Source organism: Pseudonocardia sp. HH130630-07 (assembly GCF_001698125.1).
Classification (GTDB): domain Bacteria; phylum Actinomycetota; class Actinomycetes; order Mycobacteriales; family Pseudonocardiaceae; genus Pseudonocardia.
In genome coordinates this window covers 969,173-990,939 of the sequence record NZ_CP013854.1, presented here as the reverse complement: position 1 = coordinate 990,939, position 21,767 = coordinate 969,173, and the positions used below count along the sequence as shown (strand labels likewise).

Annotated in this window: 18 protein-coding genes and 1 tRNA gene; 17 read left to right on the top strand and 2 right to left on the bottom strand. The window is 74.0% G+C overall.

Annotated elements, in window-relative coordinates; all coding sequences use genetic code 11:
* Window positions 1-76: 76 nt before the first annotated feature.
* Window positions 77-148, bottom strand: a tRNA-Arg gene (locus AFB00_RS04815).
* A 65-nt stretch (window positions 149-213) separates the two neighbouring features.
* Complete coding sequence (locus AFB00_RS04810; protein ID WP_083275270.1) at window positions 214-2,331, bottom strand: hypothetical protein; 2,118 nt, start codon at window positions 2,329-2,331, stop codon at window positions 214-216.
* 139 nt (window positions 2,332-2,470) lie between these two features.
* Here AFB00_RS04810 and argS point away from each other — a divergent pair, with 139 nt between their 5' ends.
* The 17 genes from argS (at window position 2,471) to AFB00_RS04725 (ending at window position 21,718) form a co-directional block, all read left to right on the top strand.
* A complete protein-coding gene (gene argS, locus AFB00_RS04805; protein WP_068796223.1) occupies window positions 2,471-4,120 on the top strand; it encodes an arginine--tRNA ligase in 1,650 nt (549 codons plus the stop codon).
* Window positions 4,121-4,125: 5 nt separating this feature from the next.
* Window positions 4,126-5,574 (top strand): diaminopimelate decarboxylase, encoded by a 1,449-nt coding sequence (gene lysA, locus AFB00_RS04800; protein WP_068796222.1) that lies wholly within the window; start codon window positions 4,126-4,128, stop codon window positions 5,572-5,574.
* 122 nt (window positions 5,575-5,696) lie between these two features.
* Window positions 5,697-7,091, top strand: a complete 1,395-nt coding sequence (locus tag AFB00_RS04795) for a homoserine dehydrogenase (RefSeq protein ID WP_068796221.1) — start codon at window positions 5,697-5,699, stop codon at window positions 7,089-7,091.
* A gap of 167 nt (window positions 7,092-7,258) precedes the next feature.
* Complete coding sequence (gene thrC, locus AFB00_RS04790) at window positions 7,259-8,275, top strand: threonine synthase (protein ID WP_231974399.1); 1,017 nt, start codon at window positions 7,259-7,261, stop codon at window positions 8,273-8,275.
* The gene (gene thrB / locus AFB00_RS04785; RefSeq protein ID WP_068796220.1) at window positions 8,275-9,177 is read left to right on the top strand and encodes a homoserine kinase; all 903 of its coding nucleotides are present in this window, start codon (window positions 8,275-8,277) and stop codon (window positions 9,175-9,177) included. Before thrC ends, thrB begins: the two co-directional genes overlap by 1 nt.
* A gap of 356 nt (window positions 9,178-9,533) precedes the next feature.
* A complete protein-coding gene (gene rho / locus AFB00_RS04780) occupies window positions 9,534-11,810 on the top strand; it encodes a transcription termination factor Rho (RefSeq protein WP_068796219.1) in 2,277 nt (758 codons plus the stop codon).
* Between the two features lie 147 nt (window positions 11,811-11,957).
* A complete protein-coding gene (rpmE, locus tag AFB00_RS04775; RefSeq protein WP_068796218.1) occupies window positions 11,958-12,179 on the top strand; it encodes a 50S ribosomal protein L31 in 222 nt (73 codons plus the stop codon).
* 115 nt (window positions 12,180-12,294) lie between these two features.
* The gene (gene prfA / locus AFB00_RS04770) at window positions 12,295-13,371 is read left to right on the top strand and encodes a peptide chain release factor 1 (RefSeq protein ID WP_068796217.1); all 1,077 of its coding nucleotides are present in this window, start codon (window positions 12,295-12,297) and stop codon (window positions 13,369-13,371) included.
* 13 nt (window positions 13,372-13,384) lie between these two features.
* Window positions 13,385-14,257: a peptide chain release factor N(5)-glutamine methyltransferase gene (prmC, locus tag AFB00_RS04765; RefSeq protein ID WP_068796216.1), complete on the top strand. Its 873-nt coding sequence runs from the start codon at window positions 13,385-13,387 to the stop codon at window positions 14,255-14,257.
* A gap of 33 nt (window positions 14,258-14,290) precedes the next feature.
* Window positions 14,291-14,953, top strand: coding sequence for an L-threonylcarbamoyladenylate synthase (locus tag AFB00_RS04760; RefSeq protein WP_197519747.1), 663 nt, complete (start codon window positions 14,291-14,293; stop codon window positions 14,951-14,953).
* A gap of 67 nt (window positions 14,954-15,020) precedes the next feature.
* Entirely contained in the window at window positions 15,021-16,304 is a 1,284-nt protein-coding gene (gene glyA / locus AFB00_RS04755; RefSeq protein ID WP_068796215.1) for a serine hydroxymethyltransferase, read from the top strand.
* 38 nt (window positions 16,305-16,342) lie between these two features.
* Window positions 16,343-18,070 (top strand): glycosyltransferase family 4 protein, encoded by a 1,728-nt coding sequence (locus tag AFB00_RS04750; RefSeq protein ID WP_068796214.1) that lies wholly within the window; start codon window positions 16,343-16,345, stop codon window positions 18,068-18,070.
* 305 nt (window positions 18,071-18,375) lie between these two features.
* A complete protein-coding gene (locus AFB00_RS04745; RefSeq protein ID WP_068796213.1) occupies window positions 18,376-18,831 on the top strand; it encodes a hypothetical protein in 456 nt (151 codons plus the stop codon).
* A gap of 337 nt (window positions 18,832-19,168) precedes the next feature.
* Window positions 19,169-19,942, top strand: coding sequence for a F0F1 ATP synthase subunit A (gene atpB, locus AFB00_RS04740; RefSeq protein WP_068796212.1), 774 nt, complete (start codon window positions 19,169-19,171; stop codon window positions 19,940-19,942).
* Between the two features lie 99 nt (window positions 19,943-20,041).
* The gene (locus tag AFB00_RS04735; RefSeq protein ID WP_068796211.1) at window positions 20,042-20,290 is read left to right on the top strand and encodes an ATP F0F1 synthase subunit C; all 249 of its coding nucleotides are present in this window, start codon (window positions 20,042-20,044) and stop codon (window positions 20,288-20,290) included.
* Window positions 20,291-20,342: 52 nt separating this feature from the next.
* Window positions 20,343-20,888, top strand: a complete 546-nt coding sequence (locus tag AFB00_RS04730) for a F0F1 ATP synthase subunit B (RefSeq protein WP_083275269.1) — start codon at window positions 20,343-20,345, stop codon at window positions 20,886-20,888.
* A complete protein-coding gene (locus tag AFB00_RS04725; RefSeq protein ID WP_068796210.1) occupies window positions 20,888-21,718 on the top strand; it encodes a F0F1 ATP synthase subunit delta in 831 nt (276 codons plus the stop codon). Before AFB00_RS04730 ends, AFB00_RS04725 begins: the two co-directional genes overlap by 1 nt.
* Window positions 21,719-21,767 lie beyond the last annotated feature (49 nt).

The following is a 21,767-nucleotide window of genomic DNA, read 5'->3' as shown; positions in this document are numbered from 1 at the left end:
TGCAGCCGACGACGCCACAGGCGGTGGGGAAAGTCCCGGAAGTGGGGGAACCGACGACCGGTTCCCATCCTTGAAGTGCCCCCGGCAGGATTCGAACCTGCGCTCCCGCCTCCGGAGGGCGGTGCTCTATCCCCTGAGCTACGGGGGCCGTGCGATGGGAGAACAGTAGCGCACCCCCGTCCGCCCCTCACGCGGGGGTCGGTCCGTCCGCGATCACTGGCTGACCCACCACCCGTAGGCCCGGTAGTCCGGGTACGGGGCCAGGAACGGATGCTCCGAGCGCGTCCGCACCGTGACCTCCGGCCCGGTCACCAGCTCCCCGGGAACGGTGAACGACGACTGCCGCCACGGCATCCCCTCCGGCAGCGTCCAGGTCCCCGCGGGGCGCCCGTCGACGTCCACGGCGATCGTGCGGGTGCGATCCCCCGGGACGGGCGCGTCGGCGCCGATCCGCCCGGTCAGGGTGGCCGGGCGCCCGGGGACGAGGCCGCGCATCGTGAACGTCTCCCCGCCGACGATCCGGCGCCCGCTGTCGGCGACCACCCGGCCCCCGGCGTCGGCCCGGTCCAGCACGCTCTGCGGCTGCAGCCCGAGCACCGGGGGATCGGGGGTCCAGCCGTGGCCGGTCTCGTCGGCCATGTCGCCGACGTCGAGGTGGTCGGCGATCCGGCCCGGTACGGCGGCGTCCGGCGTCGCGCCGGAGCCGGCGAGCGTCCAGTCCGCCCGCCAGATGCTGACCCGGTCACAGCTCAGGTCGATCTGGCAGGTCTGCGGTGCGGTCGGGGAGACCGGCCGGGCCGGGGCGGTGAGCTGGAAGGTGATCACCGGTTCCGGGCCGAGCAGCGCGGCGCGGCCCAGGTCGGCGACCGGGATGCCGCCCCACCGGTCGAAGATCGCGAACCACTGCGGCCGGTCCTGCTCGGGCAGCCGGCGCAGCTGCTCGTAGAGGGTGCCGGGACCGTTCAGCGCCGGGGCGGCGAAGCCGTTCGTCGTCAGTCCGACGAGATCCACGGTGCGGTGGCCGCCGAACCAGGCCGCGGCACCGGCGTCGTTGATCGCGACGACGTCACCGGGCGGCACGTTCCCGGCGATCCACTGCGCCACGCTGACCGGGCCCTCCCGCATCGCCGACGCCTGCTGGCCGAGCCGGATCGCCCAGGTCGGCGTCACGACGACGGTGAACAGCAGCGCCACCGCGAGCAGCACGTGCCGGACGGCCCGGTGCGTGAGCACACCGGTGCCCAGCACCGCGAGCAGCAGGAACAACGGCAGGAACGGCTGCAGGTAGCGCAGGTCCTGCCACAGCGCCGTGCTCAGGGTGGAGACGCTGAGCAGCACCAGTGCCAGCCCGGCCCCGAGGGCGACGGCCAGCGTCCGCTCCCGGCGCAGCCCCAGCACGAGCAGCCCGAGCACCGCGAAGACCAGGGTGAACGGCGCGACGACGTCTTGGCCGGAGAGCCCGGACAGCGTCGCGACGAGTGCCTGGACGTTGCGCAGCGTGTGGTCGGCGATCTCGGCGGGCTGCCGGAGCAGGCCGGCGTGCAGCCACGACTTCGCCAGCACGCCGTTCGCCTGGGAGGTGCCGGTCAGGACCCGGTAGAGCAGCAGCTGCCCGGCGAAGACGACCGGCGGGGCCAGGACGAGCGCCGTCCACCGGGACCGCCACCGGCCGGTCCGCACCAGCGTCCACAGCATCGCCGCGACCAGTGCGGCGGCGAGGAGGAAGCCCTCCGGGCGGACGAGCGCGAGCAGCGCGGCCAGCACCGGCGTCCACCGGAAAGCGGGCCGTTCGCGCAGGTAGGACAGTACCGAACCGGTCAGCAGCGCGGCCAGCGGCCCGATCTCCATCCCGCTCGCACCGCCCCAGAGCAGCGGCCCGGACAGCGCGGTGAGCGCGCCCGCCGCGATCCCCGCGGTGCGCCCGCCGAGCCGGTACCCGGTGAGCGTGGTGAACGCCGCGGCGAGCGCCACGCACACCAGCCCGGTGCCGACGGCGAAGGCGAGCAGCCACTGCCCGTGGAACCCGACGGCGTGCGCGAGCCCCAGCAGCGCGGCGTAGAGCAGGCTGGACGCGCCGGTCGTGACCGGTTCACCCGGCTGGTAGCGCAGCGGCTCGCCCAGGCCGAACTGGCGGCCGTACTGCAGGTGGATGTAGACGTCGTCGAGCGGCGGTACGAGGTTCCCGCGGTTGTAGGCGAGCGACACGGCGACGAACGCCGCGCCGAGCAGCAGCGTCAGCAGCCCGGTGGCCGCGGCGACCGGACCGGGCCGCCCGGCGGCTGCGGCGAGCCGGGCCGGTGGCCCGCCGGCGGTCGCTGGACTGTCGGGCACGGGGTACCTCCGGCCGCGTCGGAACGCGCCTGGCCTGCGGGTCGGGGAGATCCCGACGGTACGCGGACGGCCCCGCCGTACCGGGCCGGGGCCGATACCAGGATGAAGGTGGCGCACAGCACCTCCTAGAATCGGGACGGTGAATCCCGACGTGCTCGCCGCCCTGGTCCGTGACGTCGCGACGGACGTCCTGAACCGACGCGGCCTGGACGTCGCCGCCCTCCCGGCCGACGCCGGCGTCGAACGCCCGCGCAACCCCGAGCACGGCGACTACGCCACCAACGTGGCGCTGCGCACCGCGAAGGCCGCCGGGGTGAACCCGCGCGAGCTGGCCGGGTGGCTGGCCGAGGGGCTGGCGGCCCGGGACGGGATCGCCGCCGCCGAGATCGCCGGGCCCGGCTTCATCAACCTGCGGCTCGCCGCGGACGCGCAGGGCGCGATCGTCGGTGAGGTGCTGGCCCGGGGCGAGCGGTACGGCACCGGCGACGAGCTGGCCGGCATCCGGATGAACCTGGAGTTCGTCTCCGCCAACCCGACCGGCCCGATCCACCTGGGCGGGACCCGCTGGGCCGCCGTGGGCGACGCGCTGGGCCGGGTGCTGGTCGCCCGGGGTGCCGAGGTGGCCCGCGAGTACTACATCAACGACGCCGGGGCCCAGATCGACCACTTCGCCGCCTCGCTGATCGCGGCGGCCACCGGCGCGCCCACCCCGGAGAACGGCTACGGCGGGGCGTACGTGGGCGAGATCGCCCGGCAGGTGACGGCGGCCGAGCCCGGGATCCTGGACCTGCCCGATGCCGAGCGGCACCAGGCGTTCCGCCGCACCGGCGTCGCGCTGATGCTCCAGGAGATGCGGCGGTCGCTGCACGAGTTCGGCACCGACTTCGACGTCTGGTTCAGCGAGCTCACCCTGCACGAGTCCGGCGCCGTCGGGGACTCGGTGCAGCAGCTCAAGGACAACGGCAGCCTGTACGAGAAGGACAACGCCTGGTGGCTGCGCTCCACCGAGCAGGGCGACGACAAGGACCGGGTCGTCATCAAGAGCGACGGCACCCCGGCCTACGTCGCCGGTGACATCGCCTACCTGCGCGACAAGCGGGCCCGCGGCTTCGACCGGTGCCTCTACATGCTCGGCGCCGACCACCACGGCTACACGGTGCGCCTCAAGGCGATCGCCGCCGCGTTCGGCGACGACCCCGCGATCGTCGAGGTGCTGATCGGGCAGATGGTGAACCTCGTGCGCGGCGGCGAACCGGTCCGGATGAGCAAGCGGGCCGGCACGATCGTCACCCTCGAGGACTTCGTCGACGCCGTCGGTGTCGACGCGGCCCGCTACTCGCTGGTGCGGTCCTCGGTCGACTCGACGCTCGACATCGACCTGGACCTGGTGTCCAGCCGCACCAACGAGAACCCGGTGTTCTACGTCCAGTACGCGCACGCCCGGCTGGCCTCGCTGGCCCGCAACGCCGCGGACCTCGGCGTCGAGCCGGGCGACGGGTACGGCCTGCTGACCCACGACCGCGAGGGCGACCTCATCCGGACGCTCGGGGAGTTCCCCGACGTCGTCCGGACCGCGGCCGAGCTGCGCGAACCGCACCGGGTCGCCCGCTACCTGGAGGCGCTGGCCGGCGCCTACCACAAGTTCTACGACTCCTGCCGCGTCCTGCCCCAGGGCGACGAGGACGTCTCCGACCTGCACCGGGCCCGGCTCGCACTGTGCGTCGCGGCCCGCCGGGTGCTCGCCAACGGCCTCGGCCTGCTCGGCGTCGGTGCCCCCGAACGGATGTGACCCCCATGCGCGCTCACCCCGCCGGCCCGCTGCACGCCGGCATCACCCCCGCACCCGAGTCCGCAGGCCCGCGACCGGAGTCGGCCGCCGAGCTGGACGCGCTCGCCCCGGCCGTCTGGCCGCGGCACGCCGCCCGCGGCGCCGACGGCGCGCTGCAGGCGGCCGGCGTCGACGTCCGGGATCTCGCGGCGCACTACGGCACGCCGGTGTTCGTGCTCGACGAGGCCGACTTCCGCGACCGCTGCGCGGAGTTCGCCGCCGCCTTCGGCGCCACCGCCGTGCACTACGCGGCGAAGGCGTTCCTGTGCACGGAGGTCGCCCGCTGGGTCGCCCAGGAGGGCCTCTCGCTCGACGTCTGCTCCGGCGGCGAGCTCGCCGTGGCGCTGCGTGCGGAGTTCCCGCCGGAGCGGATCGCGTTGCACGGCAACAACAAGTCGGCCGAGGAGCTGGCCGCGGCCGTCGACGCGGGGATCGGCGGCATCGTCGTCGACAGCTTCGACGAGATCGCCCGGCTGGAGTCCGTGGCCGCCGCGCGCGACGCGTCGGTGCCGGTACTGATCCGGCTGACCGTCGGCGTCGAGGCGCACACCCACGAGTACATCGCCACCGCGCACGAGGACCAGAAGTTCGGGTTCTCGATCGCCACCTCGGAGACCAAGGACTCCCCGGCGCTGGAGGCCGCCCGCCGGGTGCTGGCGGCCCGGCACCTGCGGCTGGTCGGCCTGCACTCCCACATCGGGTCGCAGATCTTCGACACCGAGGGGTTCGAGGCGGCGGCCCGGCGGGTGGTCAAGGTGCTCGCCGACCTGCACGCCGAGCACGGCGGCGACAACCTCGCGGCGCTGCGCACGCTGGACCTCGGCGGCGGCATCGGCATCGCCTACCGGCCGGGGGAGACCCCGCTGTCGATGCCGGCGCTCGCCGAGGAGCTGCGCGCGATCGTCAAGCGGGAGTGCGCCGCGTCCGGGCTGGACGTGCCGGCGATCGCGGTCGAGCCGGGCCGGGCGATCGCCGGGCCGGGCACGGTCACCGTCTACGAGGTCGGGACGGTCAAGGACGTCCCGCTCGGCGGGTACGCGCGGCGCTACGTCAGCGTCGACGGCGGGATGAGCGACAACATCCGCACCTCGCTCTACGACGCCGAGTACGACGTCCGGCTGGTGTCGCGCTCGTCCGAGCGCGACTCGGTGCCGGGCGGCGCCGAGCCGGTGCTGTCCCGGGTGGTGGGCAAGCACTGCGAGTCGGGTGACATCGTGGTGCGCGACTGCTGGCTGCCGGCCGACCTCGCACCCGGTGACCTGCTGGCGGTCGCGGCCACGGGCGCGTACTGCTACGCGATGGCATCCGGTTACAACCGGCTGCCGCGCCCCGCGGTCGTCGCGGTGCACGAAGGGGCCCACCGGCCGCTGTTGCGCCGCGAGACACTGGAGGACCAGTTCCGGTTCGAGGTGTGAACACCTACCGGCGGGTAGCGCGCCGGTCCGGGTGAGAACGGCCACCCGGCACTGTCCGGGACGGCCTGACCAGGAATGATCGGCGCCCGCTGCACGTGGCGTGGGGTTGGCGAGGAGGGCTTGTGACGAGGGTCGAGAGCGGTGCGGGCCGGCCGGCCGTCCGGGTGGCACTGCTGGGGTGCGGCACGGTCGGCACCGAGGTGGTCCGGCTGATCACCGACCAGGCCGACGAGCTGACGGCCCGGATCGGCGCCCCGGTCGAGCTGGCCGGTGTCGCGGTCCGGCGGCCGCACCGGCATCCGTGGCTGACCGGGAACTTCGGCCACCTGGTGACCACCGACGCGGCCGAGCTGGTCGCCCGGGACGACGTCGACGTCGTCGTCGAGGTCATCGGCGGCATCGAGCCGGTGCGCGGCTGGCTGCTGGAGGCGCTGAAGTCCGGCAAGTCGGTCGTCACCGCGAACAAGGCGCTGCTCGCCGAGGACGGCCCGACGCTCGCCGAGGCCGCGGACGCGTCCGGCGCCGACCTCTACTACGAGGCGGCCGTCGCCGGGGCCATCCCGCTGCTGCGCCCGCTGCGCGAGTCCCTCGCCGGTGACCGGATCACCCGGGTCGCCGGCATCGTCAACGGCACGTCGAACTTCATCCTCTCGGCGATGGCGGCCGGCGGCGCGTCCTATGCGGACGCACTGGAGGAGGCCACCCGGCTGGGGTACGCCGAGGCCGACCCGAGCGCCGACGTCGACGGCTACGACGCCGCCTCGAAGGCCGCGATCCTGGCCACGCTCGCCTTCCACACCCGGATCACCGCCTCCGACGTGCACCGCGAGGGCATGCGCGAGGTCAGCTCGGCCGAGGTCGCCGCCGCGCGCCGGCTGGGCTGCACGATCAAGCTGCTGGCGATCTGCGAGCGGGTCGTCGACACCGCGGCCGACGGGTCGGTCTCGGAGTCGGTCTCGGCCAGGGTCTACCCGGCGATGGTCCCGGACTCCCACCCCCTGGCCCGGGTGGACGGCGCGTTCAACGCGGTGTTCGTCGAGGCCGAGGCCGCCGGCCAGCTGATGTTCTACGGCCAGGGCGCCGGCGGGGCGCCGACCGCGTCGGCCGTGCTCGGTGACCTCGTCGCCGTCGCGCGCAACCGGGTCGGGGGTGGCCGCGGGCCGCGCGAGTCCGCCTACGCGAGCCTGCCGGTCCGCCCGATCGGCGAGGTCCCCACGCGCTACCACGTCGACCTCGAGGTCGCCGACCGCGAGGGCGTGCTGGCCGCGATCGCCGGCGAGTTCGCCCGGCACCGCGTCTCGATCGCCGCGGTGCGCCAGACCGGCGGCGTGAACGGCGCCGTCGACGGCGACTCCGGCCAGGCCCGGCTCACCGTCGTCACGCACTCGGCGCCGGAGGCGGCGCTCTCGGCCACCGTCTCCGCGCTGCTCGACCTCGACCACGTCAAGGGCGTGGCCGGCGTGCTGCGCGTCGAGGGCCTCGGCCGCACGGTCAGTGCGCTGGGGATGGGCGAGTGAACCCGGTGTCGTCCCGACCGAAGGAGGGTCCTCCCGTGACCGGCAGTGTGCAGAACGCCCGGGGGCCGGCCGCCGGCGCGACCGGGCCCGCCCCCCAGCGTCCGGGGGCCGTCGCACCGCCGCCGCCCGGTCACTGGCCCGGGATCATCGAGGCCTACCGCGACCGGATGCCGGTCCGGCCGGACTGGACGGTGGTGACCCTGGGCGAGGGCGGGACCCCGCTGCTCCCGGCGCCGCGGCTGTCCGAGCTGACCGGCTGCCAGGTGTACCTGAAGGTCGACGGGGCCAACCCGACCGGCTCGTTCAAGGACCGCGGGATGACCATGGCGGTCACCGCGGCGCTGGCCGACGGCAAGCAGAGCGTGCTCTGCGCGTCCACCGGGAACACGTCGGCGTCGGCCGCCGCCTACGCGACCCGGGCCGGGATGACGTGCGCGGTGCTCGTGCCGAGCGGCAAGATCGCGCTGGGCAAGCTGGCCCAGGCCGTCGCGAGCGGCGCCCGGATCCTGCAGATCGACGGCAACTTCGACGACTGCCTGGAGCTCGCCCGCAAGACCACGGCCGACTTCCCGGCGATCGCGCTGGTCAACTCGGTGAACCCGACCCGGATCGCGGGCCAGGCCTCGGCGGCCTACGAGATCTGCGACCAGCTCGGCCGCGCCCCGGACGTGCACTGCCTGCCGGTGGGCAACGCCGGCAACATCACCGCCTACTGGCAGGGCTACCGCGGCTACCACGCCGACGGCATCGTCTCCGGGCTCCCGCGGATGTTCGGCTTCCAGGCCGCCGGTGCCGCGCCGCTGGTGCACGGTGCACCGGTCAGCGCGCCGGAGACGATCGCGACCGCGATCCGGATCGGCGCCCCGGCGTCGTGGAAGGGCGCCACCACCGCCCGCGACGAGTCGGGCGGTCGCTTCGCCGCCGTCACCGACGACGAGATCCTGTCCGCCTACCGGATGCTGTCCGCGCAGGAGGGCGTGTTCGTGGAGCCGGCGTCGGCGTCCAGTGTGGCCGGGCTGCTCCAGTCGCACGCCGACGGCACCCTGCCCGCGGACTCCCTCGTCGTCTGCACGGTGACCGGGCACGGGCTCAAGGACCCGGACACCGCGCTGCTCACCGCGCCGGACCCGGAGATCGTCCCGATCGACCCGGGCGCCGTCGTGGCCGCGCTCGAGCTGGCCTGATGGGCCGCCCCACCCGCGTCCGGGTCCGCGTGCCCGGGTCGACGGCGAACCTCGGGCCGGGGTTCGACTGCCTCGGTATGGCGCTGGGCCTGTACGACGAGATCGACGTCGAGGTCCAGTCGTCGGCTGGGGTGTTCGTCGACGTCGCGGGGGAGGGGGCCCGGTTCGTCCCGCGCGACGAGCGGCACCTCGTCCTGCGGGCGATGCGGCAGGCGTTCGAGCTGTTCGGCGAGGCCCCCGAGGGGCTGCGACTGCGCTGCACCAACGCCGTACCGCACTCGCGTGGGCTGGGCAGCTCGGCCGCCGCCGCCGTCGCCGGGGTGACCGCGGCCGCGGTGCTCGCCGGGCGGGACGTCGAGCTGGAGCGCGACGTGCTGCTGCAGCTCGCGGCCGGGATGGAGGGGCACGCCGACAACGCGGCCGCCAGCCTGCTCGGCGGGTTCGTCGTCGCCTGGGAGGCGCCGGGCTCGGCCCGCCGGTTCCACGCCGAGAAGCTCGACGTCCATCCGGACGTGGCGCCGGTGGCCCTCGTGCCCGGGACCGAGTCCTCCACCCGGACCACCCGGGGCCTGCTCCCGGCGCAGGTCCCGCTGGCCGACGCCGCGCACACCGGCAGCCGCTGCGCGCTCGCGGTGCTCGCGCTCACCCGGCGGCCGGACCTGCTGCTCGCGGCCACCGAGGACCGGCTGCACCAGCCGTACCGGCGGCCGGCCTACCCGGCATCGCTGCGGCTGGTCGAGGCGCTGCGCGAACACGGTGTCGCCGCCGCGGTCTCCGGTGCCGGTCCGACGGTGCTGGCACTGACCACCGACGGCGCGGTGCCGGCCGGGGTGGACACCGAGGGGTTCGCGGTCCGGCCGCTCGGGGTGGACACCGAGGGCGTCCGGGTCGAGGTGCTCTGACCACCCGGTTCGTGCAGCTCGGAACGGTTGTGCGCGATGTGTCGTGGTGACGTGATGTTCCCGACGTCATCCGTCGGCGCGTCGGGCCGGGGGGTTGTTGCCGCCCCGGGGCGATACGTCTAGTCTCGCCCGTGCATGGCGAACCACGCGACGTCGGCGCAGTCTTGCAGCCGGGCCCCGCTCGCCCGATCTCCTTTCTGACCGGATTCGGAATCCCGAACGGGCGGCCCGACTCCCGCGATGTCGTCGTGGACTCCATCCTTGTAAATGCTGCCGGTGCGGGGTCTCCGCGCCGGTCGAGCGTGCGACATCCCCTGACCTGGACAGGACAACCGGGTCGGTCAGGAAGGAACTCTGTGAGCGAGACCGATCTCGCCGGTACCGGGACCACGTCGACCGAGACGGCTCCCCGCCGTCGCGGTGGACTGTCCGGCATGGTGCTGGCCGAGCTGCGTCAGCTGGCCACCGAGCTGAACATCCCGGACATCTCCGGGATGCGTAAGGGTGACCTCATCGCGGCGATCAAGGAGCGGCAGGGCGGCGCCGCCGCGGCCGCCCCGGCTGCCACGGCCGCCCCGGCGGCTCCGGCCAGGAAGAAGTCGAAGCCGAAGGCGGGGTCGGACGGCGCCGAGGCGCCGCAGCTGCCCCTCGGCGACACCGCGGCGCCCGCGCCGGCGGTGACCGCCGACGCCCCCGCTTCGAACGGTGCGCCCGCCGCGACCGGTGCGGCCGAGGAGGCCCCCGTTCCGCGCACCCGGCGCCGCCGCGCGGCGACCCGCCCGGCCGGGGCCCCGGAGGCCGCCGCCGAGCAGGCCACCGTGTCGGCCCCGGCCGAGGTCACGGCGCCGCCCGCTGCCGCGGCGGCTCCGGCCGACGCCCCGGAGCGGTCCGACGACCGCCCGGCCGACCGGCCCGACGAGTCGCAGGACGGCGGCGGCCGCCGCTCCCGTGGCCGCCGGCGCCAGGGCGAGGACAACGGCCAGCGTGACGCCGGCCAGCGCGACGCCCAGCCCGACACGAAGCCCGAGGCCAAGCCCGACGCCGGTGACGGTGAGGGCCGCGACGGCGACGGCCGCGACGGTGGCCGCCGCAACCGCAACGGCGGCAACGGCGGCACCAACGGCGCCGACGGCAACGACGGTGGCCGTGGCGGCAACGAGCGCGCCGAGAACGGCCGTGGCGGCCGTGCCTCCGGCGACGGCAACGACGGCGGCCGCGGCGGCCGTGGCGGCCGGGGTGGCCGCAACGAGCGCAACGACCGCAACGAGCGCCCGGACCGCGCCGAGCGTGGCGACCGGAACGAGCGCAACGACCGCGGCGAGCGCAACGACCGCGTGGACTTCGACGACACCGACGACGACGGCGACGGCCGTGGCCGCCGCGGCCGTCGCTTCCGCGACCGTCGCCGGGGCCGCGAGCGCGAGCGCGGCGACGGGCGCGGCAACGGCGGCAGCGGCGGGGGTGGCGTCGACACCGAGATCCGCGAGGACGACGTCCTGCTGCCGGTCGCCGGCATCGTCGACATCCTCGACAACTACGCGTTCGTGCGGACGACCGGCTACCTGTCCGGACCGACCGACGTCTACGTCTCGATGTCGATGGTGCGCAAGAACGGCCTGCGCCGCGGTGACGCGATCACCGGTGCGGTCCGCCAGCCCCGGGAGGGCGAGCAGCAGCGGCAGAAGTTCAACCCGCTGGTGCGGGTGGACTCGATCAACGGCCGCGACCCCGAGTCGGCGCGCAACCGGCCCGAGTTCACCAAGCTGACCCCGCTCTACCCGAACGAGCGGCTCCGCCTGGAGACCGAGCCCACCCAGCTGACCACCCGGGTCATCGACCTGGTCATGCCGGTCGGCAAGGGGCAGCGGGCGCTGATCGTGTCCCCGCCGAAGGCGGGCAAGACCACGATCATGCAGTCGATCGCGAACGCGATCACGACGAACAACCCCGAGTGCCACCTCATGGTCGTCCTGGTCGACGAGCGGCCGGAGGAGGTCACCGACATGCAGCGGTCGGTGAAGGGCGAGGTCATCGCCTCCACCTTCGACCGCCCGCCGTCGGACCACACCACGGTCGCCGAGCTCTCGATCGAGCGGGCGAAGCGACTGGTCGAGATGGGGCACGACGTCGTCGTGCTGCTGGACAACATCACGCGTCTCGGGCGGGCCTACAACCTGGCCGCTCCGGCGTCGGGCCGGATCCTGTCCGGTGGTGTCGACTCGACCGCCCTGTACCCGCCGAAGCGGTTCCTCGGTGCGGCGCGCAACATCGAGGACGGCGGCTCGCTGACGATCTTCGCCACCGCGCTGGTCGAGACCGGGTCCACGATGGACACGGTGATCTTCGAGGAGTTCAAGGGCACCGGCAACGCCGAGCTCAAGCTCGACCGCAAGATCGCCGACAAGCGGATCTTCCCGGCCGTCGACGTCGGTGACAGCAGCACCCGCAAGGAGGAGCTGCTGATGTCGCCGGACGAGCACGCGGTGATGGTGAAGCTCCGGCGGGTCCTCGCCGCGCTGGACGACCAGCAGGCGATCGACCTGGTCCTGGACCGGCTGAAGAAGACCAAGACCAACATCGAGTTCCTGATGCAGGTCGCGAAGAACGCGCCGGGTTCCGGCGAGGAGCAGTAGCACTCCGCCCGCAGCGCCGCCGGCGCTGTTCACCTCCGGCCCCGGTGGGAATTCCACCGGGGCCGTGGTGGTTCAATGGGACGTCAGCTTCCGGCACCGGTTCACCCTGGCCCGCCAGGGACCCGGGGCCATCGAGAGGAGAAAGCCATGCGCGAGGGCATCCACCCTCAGTACGTCGACACCCAGGTCACCTGTGGGTGCGGCAACCAGTTCAGCACCCGCAGCACCAAGGGCAACGGTGCGATCACCGTCGAGGTCTGCTCGGCCTGCCACCCGTTCTACACGGGCAAGCAGAAGATCCTGGACTCCGGTGGCCGGGTCGCCCGCTTCGAGGCCCGGTACGGGAAGCGCCAGCGCGCCGCTCAGTAGCTCCCGTGACGGCGCCCGTCCCCTCGCTCCGGCGAGGGGGCGGGCGCCGTTTCGCGTTCCGCTGCCGGGCCGCCCCGTCCGCGTTCCGCTCCCCCCGACCCCGAAGGACGCCGTCATGACCACCCAGTCGGTCGCCTCCCTGCTCGACGAGCACGCCGAGCTGGAGCAGCGGCTCGCCGACCCCGAGGTGCTGGCCGACCAGGTGCAGGCGCGCCGGCTCGGGCGTCGCTACGCCCAGCTGGGACCGGTCGTCCGCTGCGCGCACGAGCTCGGGCAGGCCCGGGCCGACCGGGACGCAGCCCGGGAGCTCGCGGCCGAGGACCGGGCGTTCGCGGCCGAGGCCGACGCCCTCGACGGCCGCATCGTCGAGCTGGAGACCGAGCTGACCGAACTGCTGGTCCCGCGCGACCCGCACGACACCGACGACGTCCTGATGGAGGTCAAGTCCGGTGAGGGCGGCGAGGAGTCGGCGTTGTTCGCCGGGGACCTGGTCCGGATGTACAGCCGCTACGCCGAGGGCCGCGGCTGGAAGGTCGAGGTGCTCGGGGCCACCCCGTCGGACCTGGGCGGGTTCAAGGACATCACGCTGTCGGTGCGGTCCCGGGACCCGGCCGACGGGGTGTGGGCCGCGCTCAAGTTCGAGGGCGGGGTGCACCGCGTCCAGCGGGTCCCGGTCACCGAGTCGCAGGGCCGCATCCACACCTCCGCGGCCGGGGTGCTGGTGTTCCCGGACGCCGAGGAGACCCCGGACGTCGAGATCCCGGACTCCGACATCCGGGTCGACGTCTACCGCGCCTCCGGGCACGGCGGGCAGAGTGTCAACACCACCGACTCGGCGGTGCGGCTCACCCACCTGCCCACCGGGATCGTCGTGACCTGCCAGAACGAGCGGTCGCAGCTGCAGAACAAGGCGCGCGCGATGGACGTCCTGCGGGCCCGGCTGCAGGCGAAGGCCGAGGCCGAGGCGGCCGAGGCGGCCTCGGAACAGCGCCGGTCCCAGGTCCGCACGGTCGACCGTTCCGAGCGGATCCGGACCTACAACTTCCCGGAGAACCGGATCTCCGACCACCGGGTCGGCTTCAAGGCGCACAATCTCTCGTCGGTGCTCGACGGCAACCTCGCCGACGTGCTCGCCGCCCTCACCGCGGCCGAGCGTGCCGACGCGATGGCCGGGGAGGGCGCGGGCGCGTGACCGGAGGAGACCGGTGAACAGGCTGCCGCTGCGGGTGGCGATCGCCGAGGCGGAGCGGGTGCTCGCCGCGGCCGGGGTCGCGTCCCCGCGGGTGGACGCCGAGCTGCTCGCCGCGCACGTGCTCGACACGAGCCGGTCGATGCTGCTGATGACGCCGCTCGTCGACTCCGACCTGATCGAGGACCTGCGTGCGCTCGTGGCCCGGCGGGCGACCCGGGAACCGTTGCAGCACATCCTCGGCACCGCCGTGCTCGGCCCGGTCGAGGTGGCCGTCGGCCCCGGGGTGTTCACCCCGCGCCCGGAGACCGAGCTGCTGTTCGAGTGGGGGCTCGCGAGGCTCACCGGCGTCCGCCGCCCGCGGGTGCTCGACCTGTGCACCGGGTCCGGCGCGCTGGCGCTGGCCTTCGCGGTGGCCCGGCCGGACGCCGAGGTGCACGTGCTGGAGGCCGATCCCTCGGCGCTGTCCTGGGCCCGGCGCAACATCGCGGCGCACGTCGAGGGCGGCGGGCGCCCGGTCGTCCTGCACGCCGCCGACGTCCGCTGGCCGGACCTGCTGATCGAGCTGGAGGGCGCCGTCGACCTGGTCGTCTGCAACCCGCCCTACGTCCCGGACGGCACCCCGGTGCCGCCCGAGGTGGAGCGCTGGGACCCGCCGGGTGCGGTCTTCGGCGGGCCGGACGGGACCGAGCTGATCGGCTCGGTCGTCCGCGGGGCCAGCGGCTGGCTGCGGCACGGCGGATGGCTGGCGATCGAGCACGACGACACCCACGGCGAGACGGTGCCGGCGTTGCTGCGCCGCCGCCGGACGCTGGGCGAGGTCACCGAGCACCACGATCTCACCGGGCGGCCGCGCTTCGTGACGGCCCGCCGCGTGCCCTGCGGCTGACCGCGTCCGGGTGCGGTCGTATCCTTCCCGACCGTGAGCGCACCGCATACCCAGCCGCTGTTCGACTGCAGCGATCCGGTGGAGCGGCAGCGTGGGCTGGCCGCCGCCGCCCGCGCCGCCCGGGGCGGTGACCTGGTCGTGCTGCCGACCGACACCGTGTACGGGATCGGCTGCGACGCGTTCAACGGCACGGCGGTGCGGTCGCTGCTGTCCGCGAAGCGCCGCGGCCCGGACATGCCGGTCGGCGTCCTCGTCGGCTCCTGGACGACGATCGACGGCCTGGTCACCTCGGTGCCGCAGTCCGCGCGGGCGTTGATCGAGGCGTTCTGGCCGGGCGAGGTCTCCCTGGTCCTGGAGCACGCGCCGTCGCTGGCCTGGGACCTGGGCAGCACCCGCGGGACGGTGATGCTGCGGATGCCGCTGCACCCGGTCGCGCTGGAGCTGCTGCGGGAGGTCGGGCCGATGGCCGTGTCGAGTGCGAACACCTCGGGGAACCCGCCGGCGTCGACGGTGAGTGAGGCGATCGCGCAGCTCACCTCGTCCGTGCGCGTCTACCTCGACGGCGGGCCCTCCGGCGATCCGGTGGCGTCCACGATCGTCGACCTCACCGGGGCGCGGCCCCGGCTGCTCCGCGAGGGCGGGGTGACGGCCGCGCAGATCGAGGAGGTCGTCGGCAGCGGGATCGACCGCAGCTGACGAACCCGATGTGATCGCCCCATCAGGTGGGCGATCGCCACGGCCCGGCCGGGTAGCGTGTCGCGGCGTGAGTGAGCAGACCTTCTGGGGCCCGGATTTCTCCGCACTGCAGCACCAGGATCCCGAGATCGCGGGAGTCGTGCTGGACGAGCTGGAGCGCCTGCGCGGCGGGCTCCAGCTGATCGCGAGCGAGAACCTGACCAGCCCGGCCGTCCTCGCGGCGCTCGGGTCCACGCTGTCGAACAAGTACGCCGAGGGCTACCCCGGCCGCCGCTACTACGGCGGGTGCGGTGTGGTCGACGAGGCCGAGAACATCGGCAACGCCCGGGCCGGGGAGCTGTTCGGCGCCGAGCACGTCAACCTGCAGCCGCACTCCGGTGCGAGCGCGAACCTCGCCGCCTACGCCGCGTTCGCCAAGCCCGGTGACACCGTGCTGGCGATGGACCTCAAGCAGGGTGGGCACCTCACCCACGGCAGCAAGGTCAACTTCTCCGGCCTGTGGTTCGACGCGGTCTCCTACACGGTCCGTGAGGACTCCGAGGTCATCGACTACGACCAGGTCCGCGACCTGGCCAAGCAGCACCAGCCGAAGATCATCATCGCCGGGGCGACGGCGTACCCGCGCCTGATCGACTTCGCGGTGTTCCGGGAGATCGCCGACGAGGTCGGCGCCAAGCTCATGGTCGACGCCGCGCACTTCATCGGCCTGGTGGCCGGGCAGGCGATCCCGTCGCCGGTGCCCTACGCCGACGTCGTCACCGCCACCACGCACAAGGTCCTGCGCGGCCCGCGCGGCGGCATGGTGCTCTGCCGCGCCGAGCACGCCAAGGCCATCGACAAGGCCGTCTTCCCGTTCTCCCAGGGCGGCCCGCTCATGCACGCCGTCGCGGCGAAGGCCGTCGCGATGCGGGAGGCGGCGCAGCCGGAGTACCGGGCCTACGCCCGCCAGGTCGTCGCGAACGCGCAGGCGCTGGCGGCGAGCCTGGAGAGCGAGGGCATGCGCGCCGTGTCCGGCGGTACCGACACCCACCTCGCGCTGCTGGACCTGCGGCCGATCGGGGTCACCGGGTCCGAGGCCGAGACCCGCTGCGACCGGGCCGGCATCACGCTGAACAAGAACGCGATCCCGTACGACCCGGCGCCGCCGATGAAGCCCTCCGGCATCCGGGTCGGCTCGCCGAGCATCACCACCCAGGGGATGACCGAGGCGGACATGACCGAGGTCGGCTCGCTGCTGGCCCGCGCGGTCCGCGCCGAGCACGACACGACGGCCGGTGACGCGGAGCTGTCCGCGGTCGCCGAGGCGGTCGGCGCGCTCGTCCGGAAGGCACCGGCCTACCCTCGGGGGTGACCTTAAACCCCGAGTCGGACCGGAGAGGCGCACCCGACGTGCCGGTGGACCAGCTGACCTACGGACTCCCGATCCGGGAGTTCCTGCTCGTCGGGCTGGTCTCGGCCGTGGTGACGCTGCTGCTCACCGGTCCGGTCCGGATGCTGGCGCTGAAGGCGGGCGCCGTGGCCTGGCCGCGGGGGCGGGACGTGCACGTCACCCCGACCCCGCGGTGGGGCGGCCTCGCCATGTTCGGCGGGGTGCTCGGGGGCCTGCTGCTGTCGCTGCAGCTGCCCGCGCTGCGGCTGGCCTACTTCGAGCAGAGCACCGAGGTCATCGGGGTCGTCGCGGCGACCGCGCTGATCGTCGTGGTCGGCATGCTCGACGACCGCTACGACCTCGACGCGATCACCAAGTTCGCCGCCCAGGTGACGGCGGGTGGTCTGCTGGTGCTCTACGGCGTGCAGTGGTTCGCGATCTGGATCCCGCTCGGCGGCGGCGGGGTCGGGATCTCCGGCTCGACGCTGATCCTCGGGCAGAGCCAGTCGGTCCTGTTCACCGTGCTGCTGACCGTCGGCCTGGTCAACGCGATGAACTTCGTGGATGGCCTGGACGGTCTCGCCGCCGGGATCGGCCTGCTCACCACCTTGGCGACGGCGGTCTTCTGCATCGGCCTGATCAGCGACAACGGCAACGATCCCGCGGCGTTCACCCCGGCGCTGATGGCGGTCGTCGTGGCCGGGGCCTGTCTGGGGTTCCTGCCGCACAACTTCAACCCGGCCCGGATCTTCATGGGCGACACCGGGTCGATGATGATCGGGGTGATGCTGTCCGCCGCGGTCACCAGCGCGTCGGGCCGCATCCTCCCGGACGAGGGCACCGGCGCCACCGACTACCTCGCGCTGATCGCCCCGCTGTTCGTGCTCGTCGGCATCGTCTTCATCCCGGTGCTCGACCTGCTGCTCGCCGTGGTGCGCCGGACCCGGGCCGGCACCAGCCCGTTCAGCCCGGACAAGATGCACCTGCACCACCGGTTGCTGCAGGTCGGTCACAGCCAGCGGCGGGCGGTGCTGCTGGTCTACCTCTGGGTCGCGGTGATCGCGTTCGGCGCGGTCGCGCTGGCGCTGGTGCCGCGGACCGGGCTGGTGCTCTCGGCCACCGGGGTCGCGCTGCTGGTGGTGTTCGTGGCCTCGACCGTGCCGCACCGGTCGCGCAAGCGTGCCGCGGCCGCGCTGGCGCGGGCCACCGGCGGTGCGCCCGCCCCGGGTGACGCGGTGCCGACCGCGGGCGAGGTGGTCGGGACGCCCGGCGACACCGGCCCGGGCCCGGCGGGTACCGCACCGGGCCCGCCGCCCGGCGCGCCGGGCCCGCGGGCCGGGACCGCGCCCGGTCCGGGCCTGCCCGCCGGTACGGCCTCGTCGGCCCCGCCGGCCCCGTCGGCCGGACCCCTGCCGGGTACGCCCCCGCCGATCGGGGACCCGTCCGCCGGAGGCCACGTGCCGGGGCACCCGGGACCGGCCCGGACGGTGCCGGGCGCGATCCGGCCCGCCACGGCACCGGTCCCGGGGATCTCGTCCGAGCCCGGTCCGGCCGGGCCGCGGTCGTCGGCACCCGGTGCGGACGGCCCGCCCGAGCCCCCCGGCTCCCGCTCCCGGCCCGCCGACCCGCGCCGGCCCCGGATGCCGGCGGGCCCCCCGGCCCCCGGCCTGCGGGACGTCACCGAGCAACCGACGGTCCCCACCCGCGCGCACCGTCGCCCGCAGGACGGCGGCCCGGCGCACCCCTGACCGGTCCGTGCGCCCCTCCCCGGCGTGCCGCACCCGGCGCGCGGGACGCGACACGACGACCGGCGGTGCGGGCGTGCCGCGGGGATGCGGCAGGCCGGGCACCGACGCCAGTCCGGCGGGAACCGGAGCCGGACGCGGGTCCCGGCCGGACCGGGACGGCGGGGCACCGGTCGCCGGTGCGTACGCCCTGCTCGGCAGGGCTCGCCCGCACCGGAGTTACCGTGTCCGGGAACCGGCTCCGGCGGACGGGGCGGTCGACGCGGGATCGGAAGGGCGGGCGCATCGTGGGGCGACGGGGCCGGTGGGTGCTGGGGGACCGGGGCGGTCTCGCCCTCGGGCAGGCGCAGGTGGTCCGCCGGATGTCCGCCGCGATGGCCCGCGCGGCCGCCCTGGTCGGTGTCGCCGTCTCCCTGGTGTGCGTGGTCGTCGCGGCCGTTGTGGTGGGACTGCCGGGCCTCTACGGCGCCGCGCTCGGCGGGGTGCTCGCCACCGGGTCCGCGCTGCTCACCCCGGTCGTGATGCTGCGGACCACCCGGCTCGAGCCGGGCCATGTGATGCTGGCCTCATTCGCCGGTCTGGTGACGAAGGCCCTCATCCTCCTGATCGTCCTTTTCACCCTGGGGGGTGTCGACGGCCTGCACCGCATGTCACTCGCCGTCACCCTGCTCGTCGTGTTCGTCGCGACGACCGCGGCGGAGGCGTGGGCGGGCAGCACGGTCAAGGTGCTGATCGGTGTCGATCCGGACCCGTCGAGCGCCTGACCTGGGCCGAGTCGACCGGTTTGCCGGTTTCGACCGTCCGTGCGGCCGTCCGGGGGACGGGTACGCCGGGTGCCCGGGGGGCGCCGGAGGGGTCGCGCGGTCCCGGCCCGGCACGCCCGCGACCAAGATCGTTTCACTGCACCGAAGGCCCAGGTGAGGTGCGTGACAGCCCCCGACATCCTGTAGAAGTACGGCTGATAGCATCCGCCACGTAGGCGATGTGGGTGACTTCCGGTGTTTCGACCCGGGCGCCCGGAACGCATCGCATCACGAGGCACCTTGCAGGCGATCCCCCGTTCCGCGTGGCCGCGGGACGGGAGCACCGGAAGGACCCCCATTGGGTACGTTCGTACTGGCGGCCGAGGAGTTCACGCCGCCCGGCCAGGGACTGTTCAACTACCCGGCGATCTTCGGCGACGTCACCAAGCCGATGGTCCTGGCCGTGCTGTCCCTGGTCATCGTGGCTGCGGTGTTCACCCTCGGGACCCGGAAGCTGGCGATCGTCCCCGGCAAGGGCCAGTTCGCCCTGGAGTCCTTCTACAACATCCCGCGCAACACGATGGCGCGTGACCAGATCGGCTCGGCGGAGTTCCGGCGCTACATCCCGCTGATCCTCGGCCTGTTCAGCTTCATCCTGGTCAACAACCTGTTCGCGATCGTCCCGGTGATCCAGTTCCCGACGATGTCGCGGATCGGCTTCCCGATCGCGCTGGCGCTGTTCGTCTACGTCTTCTATCACTACGCCGGGTTCAAGAAGCACGGCTTCGCGGGCTACATCAAGCACGCGGCCCTGCCACCGGGCGTCCCGGTCTTCATCGCGCCGCTGATCATCGTGATCGAGCTGCTGCAGAAGTTCCTGGTCCAGCCGCTCTCGCTGGCACTGCGTGTGTTCGCCGCGATGTTCGCCGGCCACCTCATCATCGCGCTGACCGCGGTCGCCGCCGAGTTCCTGCTCTTCGCCGGCGGCGGGCTCACCGTCGCGGCGCCGTTCGCCTTCGTCGCCGGCATCGCCTTCACCTTCCTGGAGGCGCTGGTGCAGGTCATCCAGGCCTACGTCTTCGCCCTGCTCGCCGCGGTCTTCATCGGCGCGGCGATCTCGGAGGACCACTAAAGACCCCGGTGCCACCGGCACCGTGCTCCATCCGCCGGTTCGTCCGGCCCGACCCACCGAACGACCCGCACCACGCGGACCCGACGGAAGGAAACCGAAGTGAACGTCTCGCAGGTTCTGGCCCAGGAAGCCGCCAACATCAACCCGGGCCTCGCCGCCATCGGGTTCGGCGCCTCGGCCATCGGCGCCGGCATCGGCGTCGGCCTGATCTGGTCGGCCGTCATCAGCGGCACCGCCCGCCAGCCGGAGGCCCGTGGCCAGCTGATGGGTATCGGCTGGACCACCTTCGTGCTCGCCGAGCTGGTCATGCTGATCGGCCTGGTGCTGTTCTTCATCGCCGGCGGCTGATCAACCCCATGCCGGTCGGAACACCGGCGGCCACGTCAGGGAAGGACACACGGTGGATCTGATTCTCGCCGCCGAGGAACCGCTTCCGATTCTCCCGCACGGGAACGAGCTCGTCCTCGGGATCGTCGCGTTCGCGATCCTGCTCTTCGTGCTCTGGAAGTTCGCGGTGCCGCGCTTCGAGTCGCTCTACGAGGAGCGGACCGACGCGATCGAGGGCGGCCTCAAGCGTGCTCAGGAGACCCAGGAGCAGGCGGACCGGCTGAAGAAGGAGTACGAGGAGCAGCTGGCCGGCCTCCGGGCCGAGGCGGCGCGCATCCGCGACGACGCCCGTGCCGAGGGCCAGCAGATCAAGGCGGAGCTGCGCGAGGAGGCCGAGCAGGAGGCCGCCCGCATCAAGGCCCGTGGCGAGGAGCAGGTGCTCGCCTCGCGGGACGCCGCCCAGCGCGCGCTGCGTAACGAGGTCGGCGGTCTCTCGGTCCAGCTGGCCGAGCGGCTGCTGCGCGAGCAGCTCGCCGACGACTCGCGTCGCTCGGCGACGATCGACTCGTTCCTCGGTGAGCTCGACGGCCAGGCCGCCCAGCGGAGCGGGGCGAACTGATGGCGAAGGTCCTGCAGCCCGCGTCCCGGGAAGCGCTCGCCGCGCTGACCGAGCGGCTGGACGCCTCGGTCGACGGTGCGTCGGCCCGGGACCTGACCACGGTCGCCGACGAGCTGTTCGCGGTGGCCCGGTTCCTGCACGGGGAGCGCGCGATCCAGCGTCTGCTCGCCGACTCCGCCACGCCGGAGGACGCCCGCGCCGACCTGGTCGGCCGGTTGTTCGGGACCCAGCTCTCGCAGCCGACGGTCGATCTCGTGTCCGAGCTGGCGCGCAAGCGCTGGTCGACGACCCGGGACGTCGTCACCGCCGCGGAGTCGCTGGCCCGGCAGGCGGCGACCGCCGTCGCCGAGAAGAACGGGTCCCTCGACGAGGTCGAGGACCAGCTCTTCCGGTTCGGCCGCATCCTGGCCCGGGAGCCGCAGCTCAACGGCCTGCTCACCGACACGTCGACGGCCTCGGCCGGGCGGGTCGGGCTGCTGGACGGCGTCCTCGGTGACCGGGTGTACCCGGTCACCGCGACGCTGCTCCGCGAGGCGGTCCGGCTGCCCCGTGGCCGGCACCTCGACCTCGTCGCCGAGGAGCTCGCCGAGCTCGCGGCGGCCCGCCGGGACCGCTCGGTGGCGAAGGTGCGCACGCCCGTCGCGCTGACCCCGCAGCAGGAGTCGGCGCTTGCGAACACCCTAGGCCGGATCTACGGCCGCACGATCTCCCTGCAGGTCGAGCTCGACCGGGACCTCCTCGGAGGACTGGTCGTGCAGGTCGGCGGCGAGGTCATCGACGGCAGCGTGGCGGGCAGGCTCGCCGCCGCGCAGCGGTCCCTGCCCAGCTGACCTGCTCCAGTACCGACCGCCGGCCGGCGGCACGGTCGTGGAGACCACG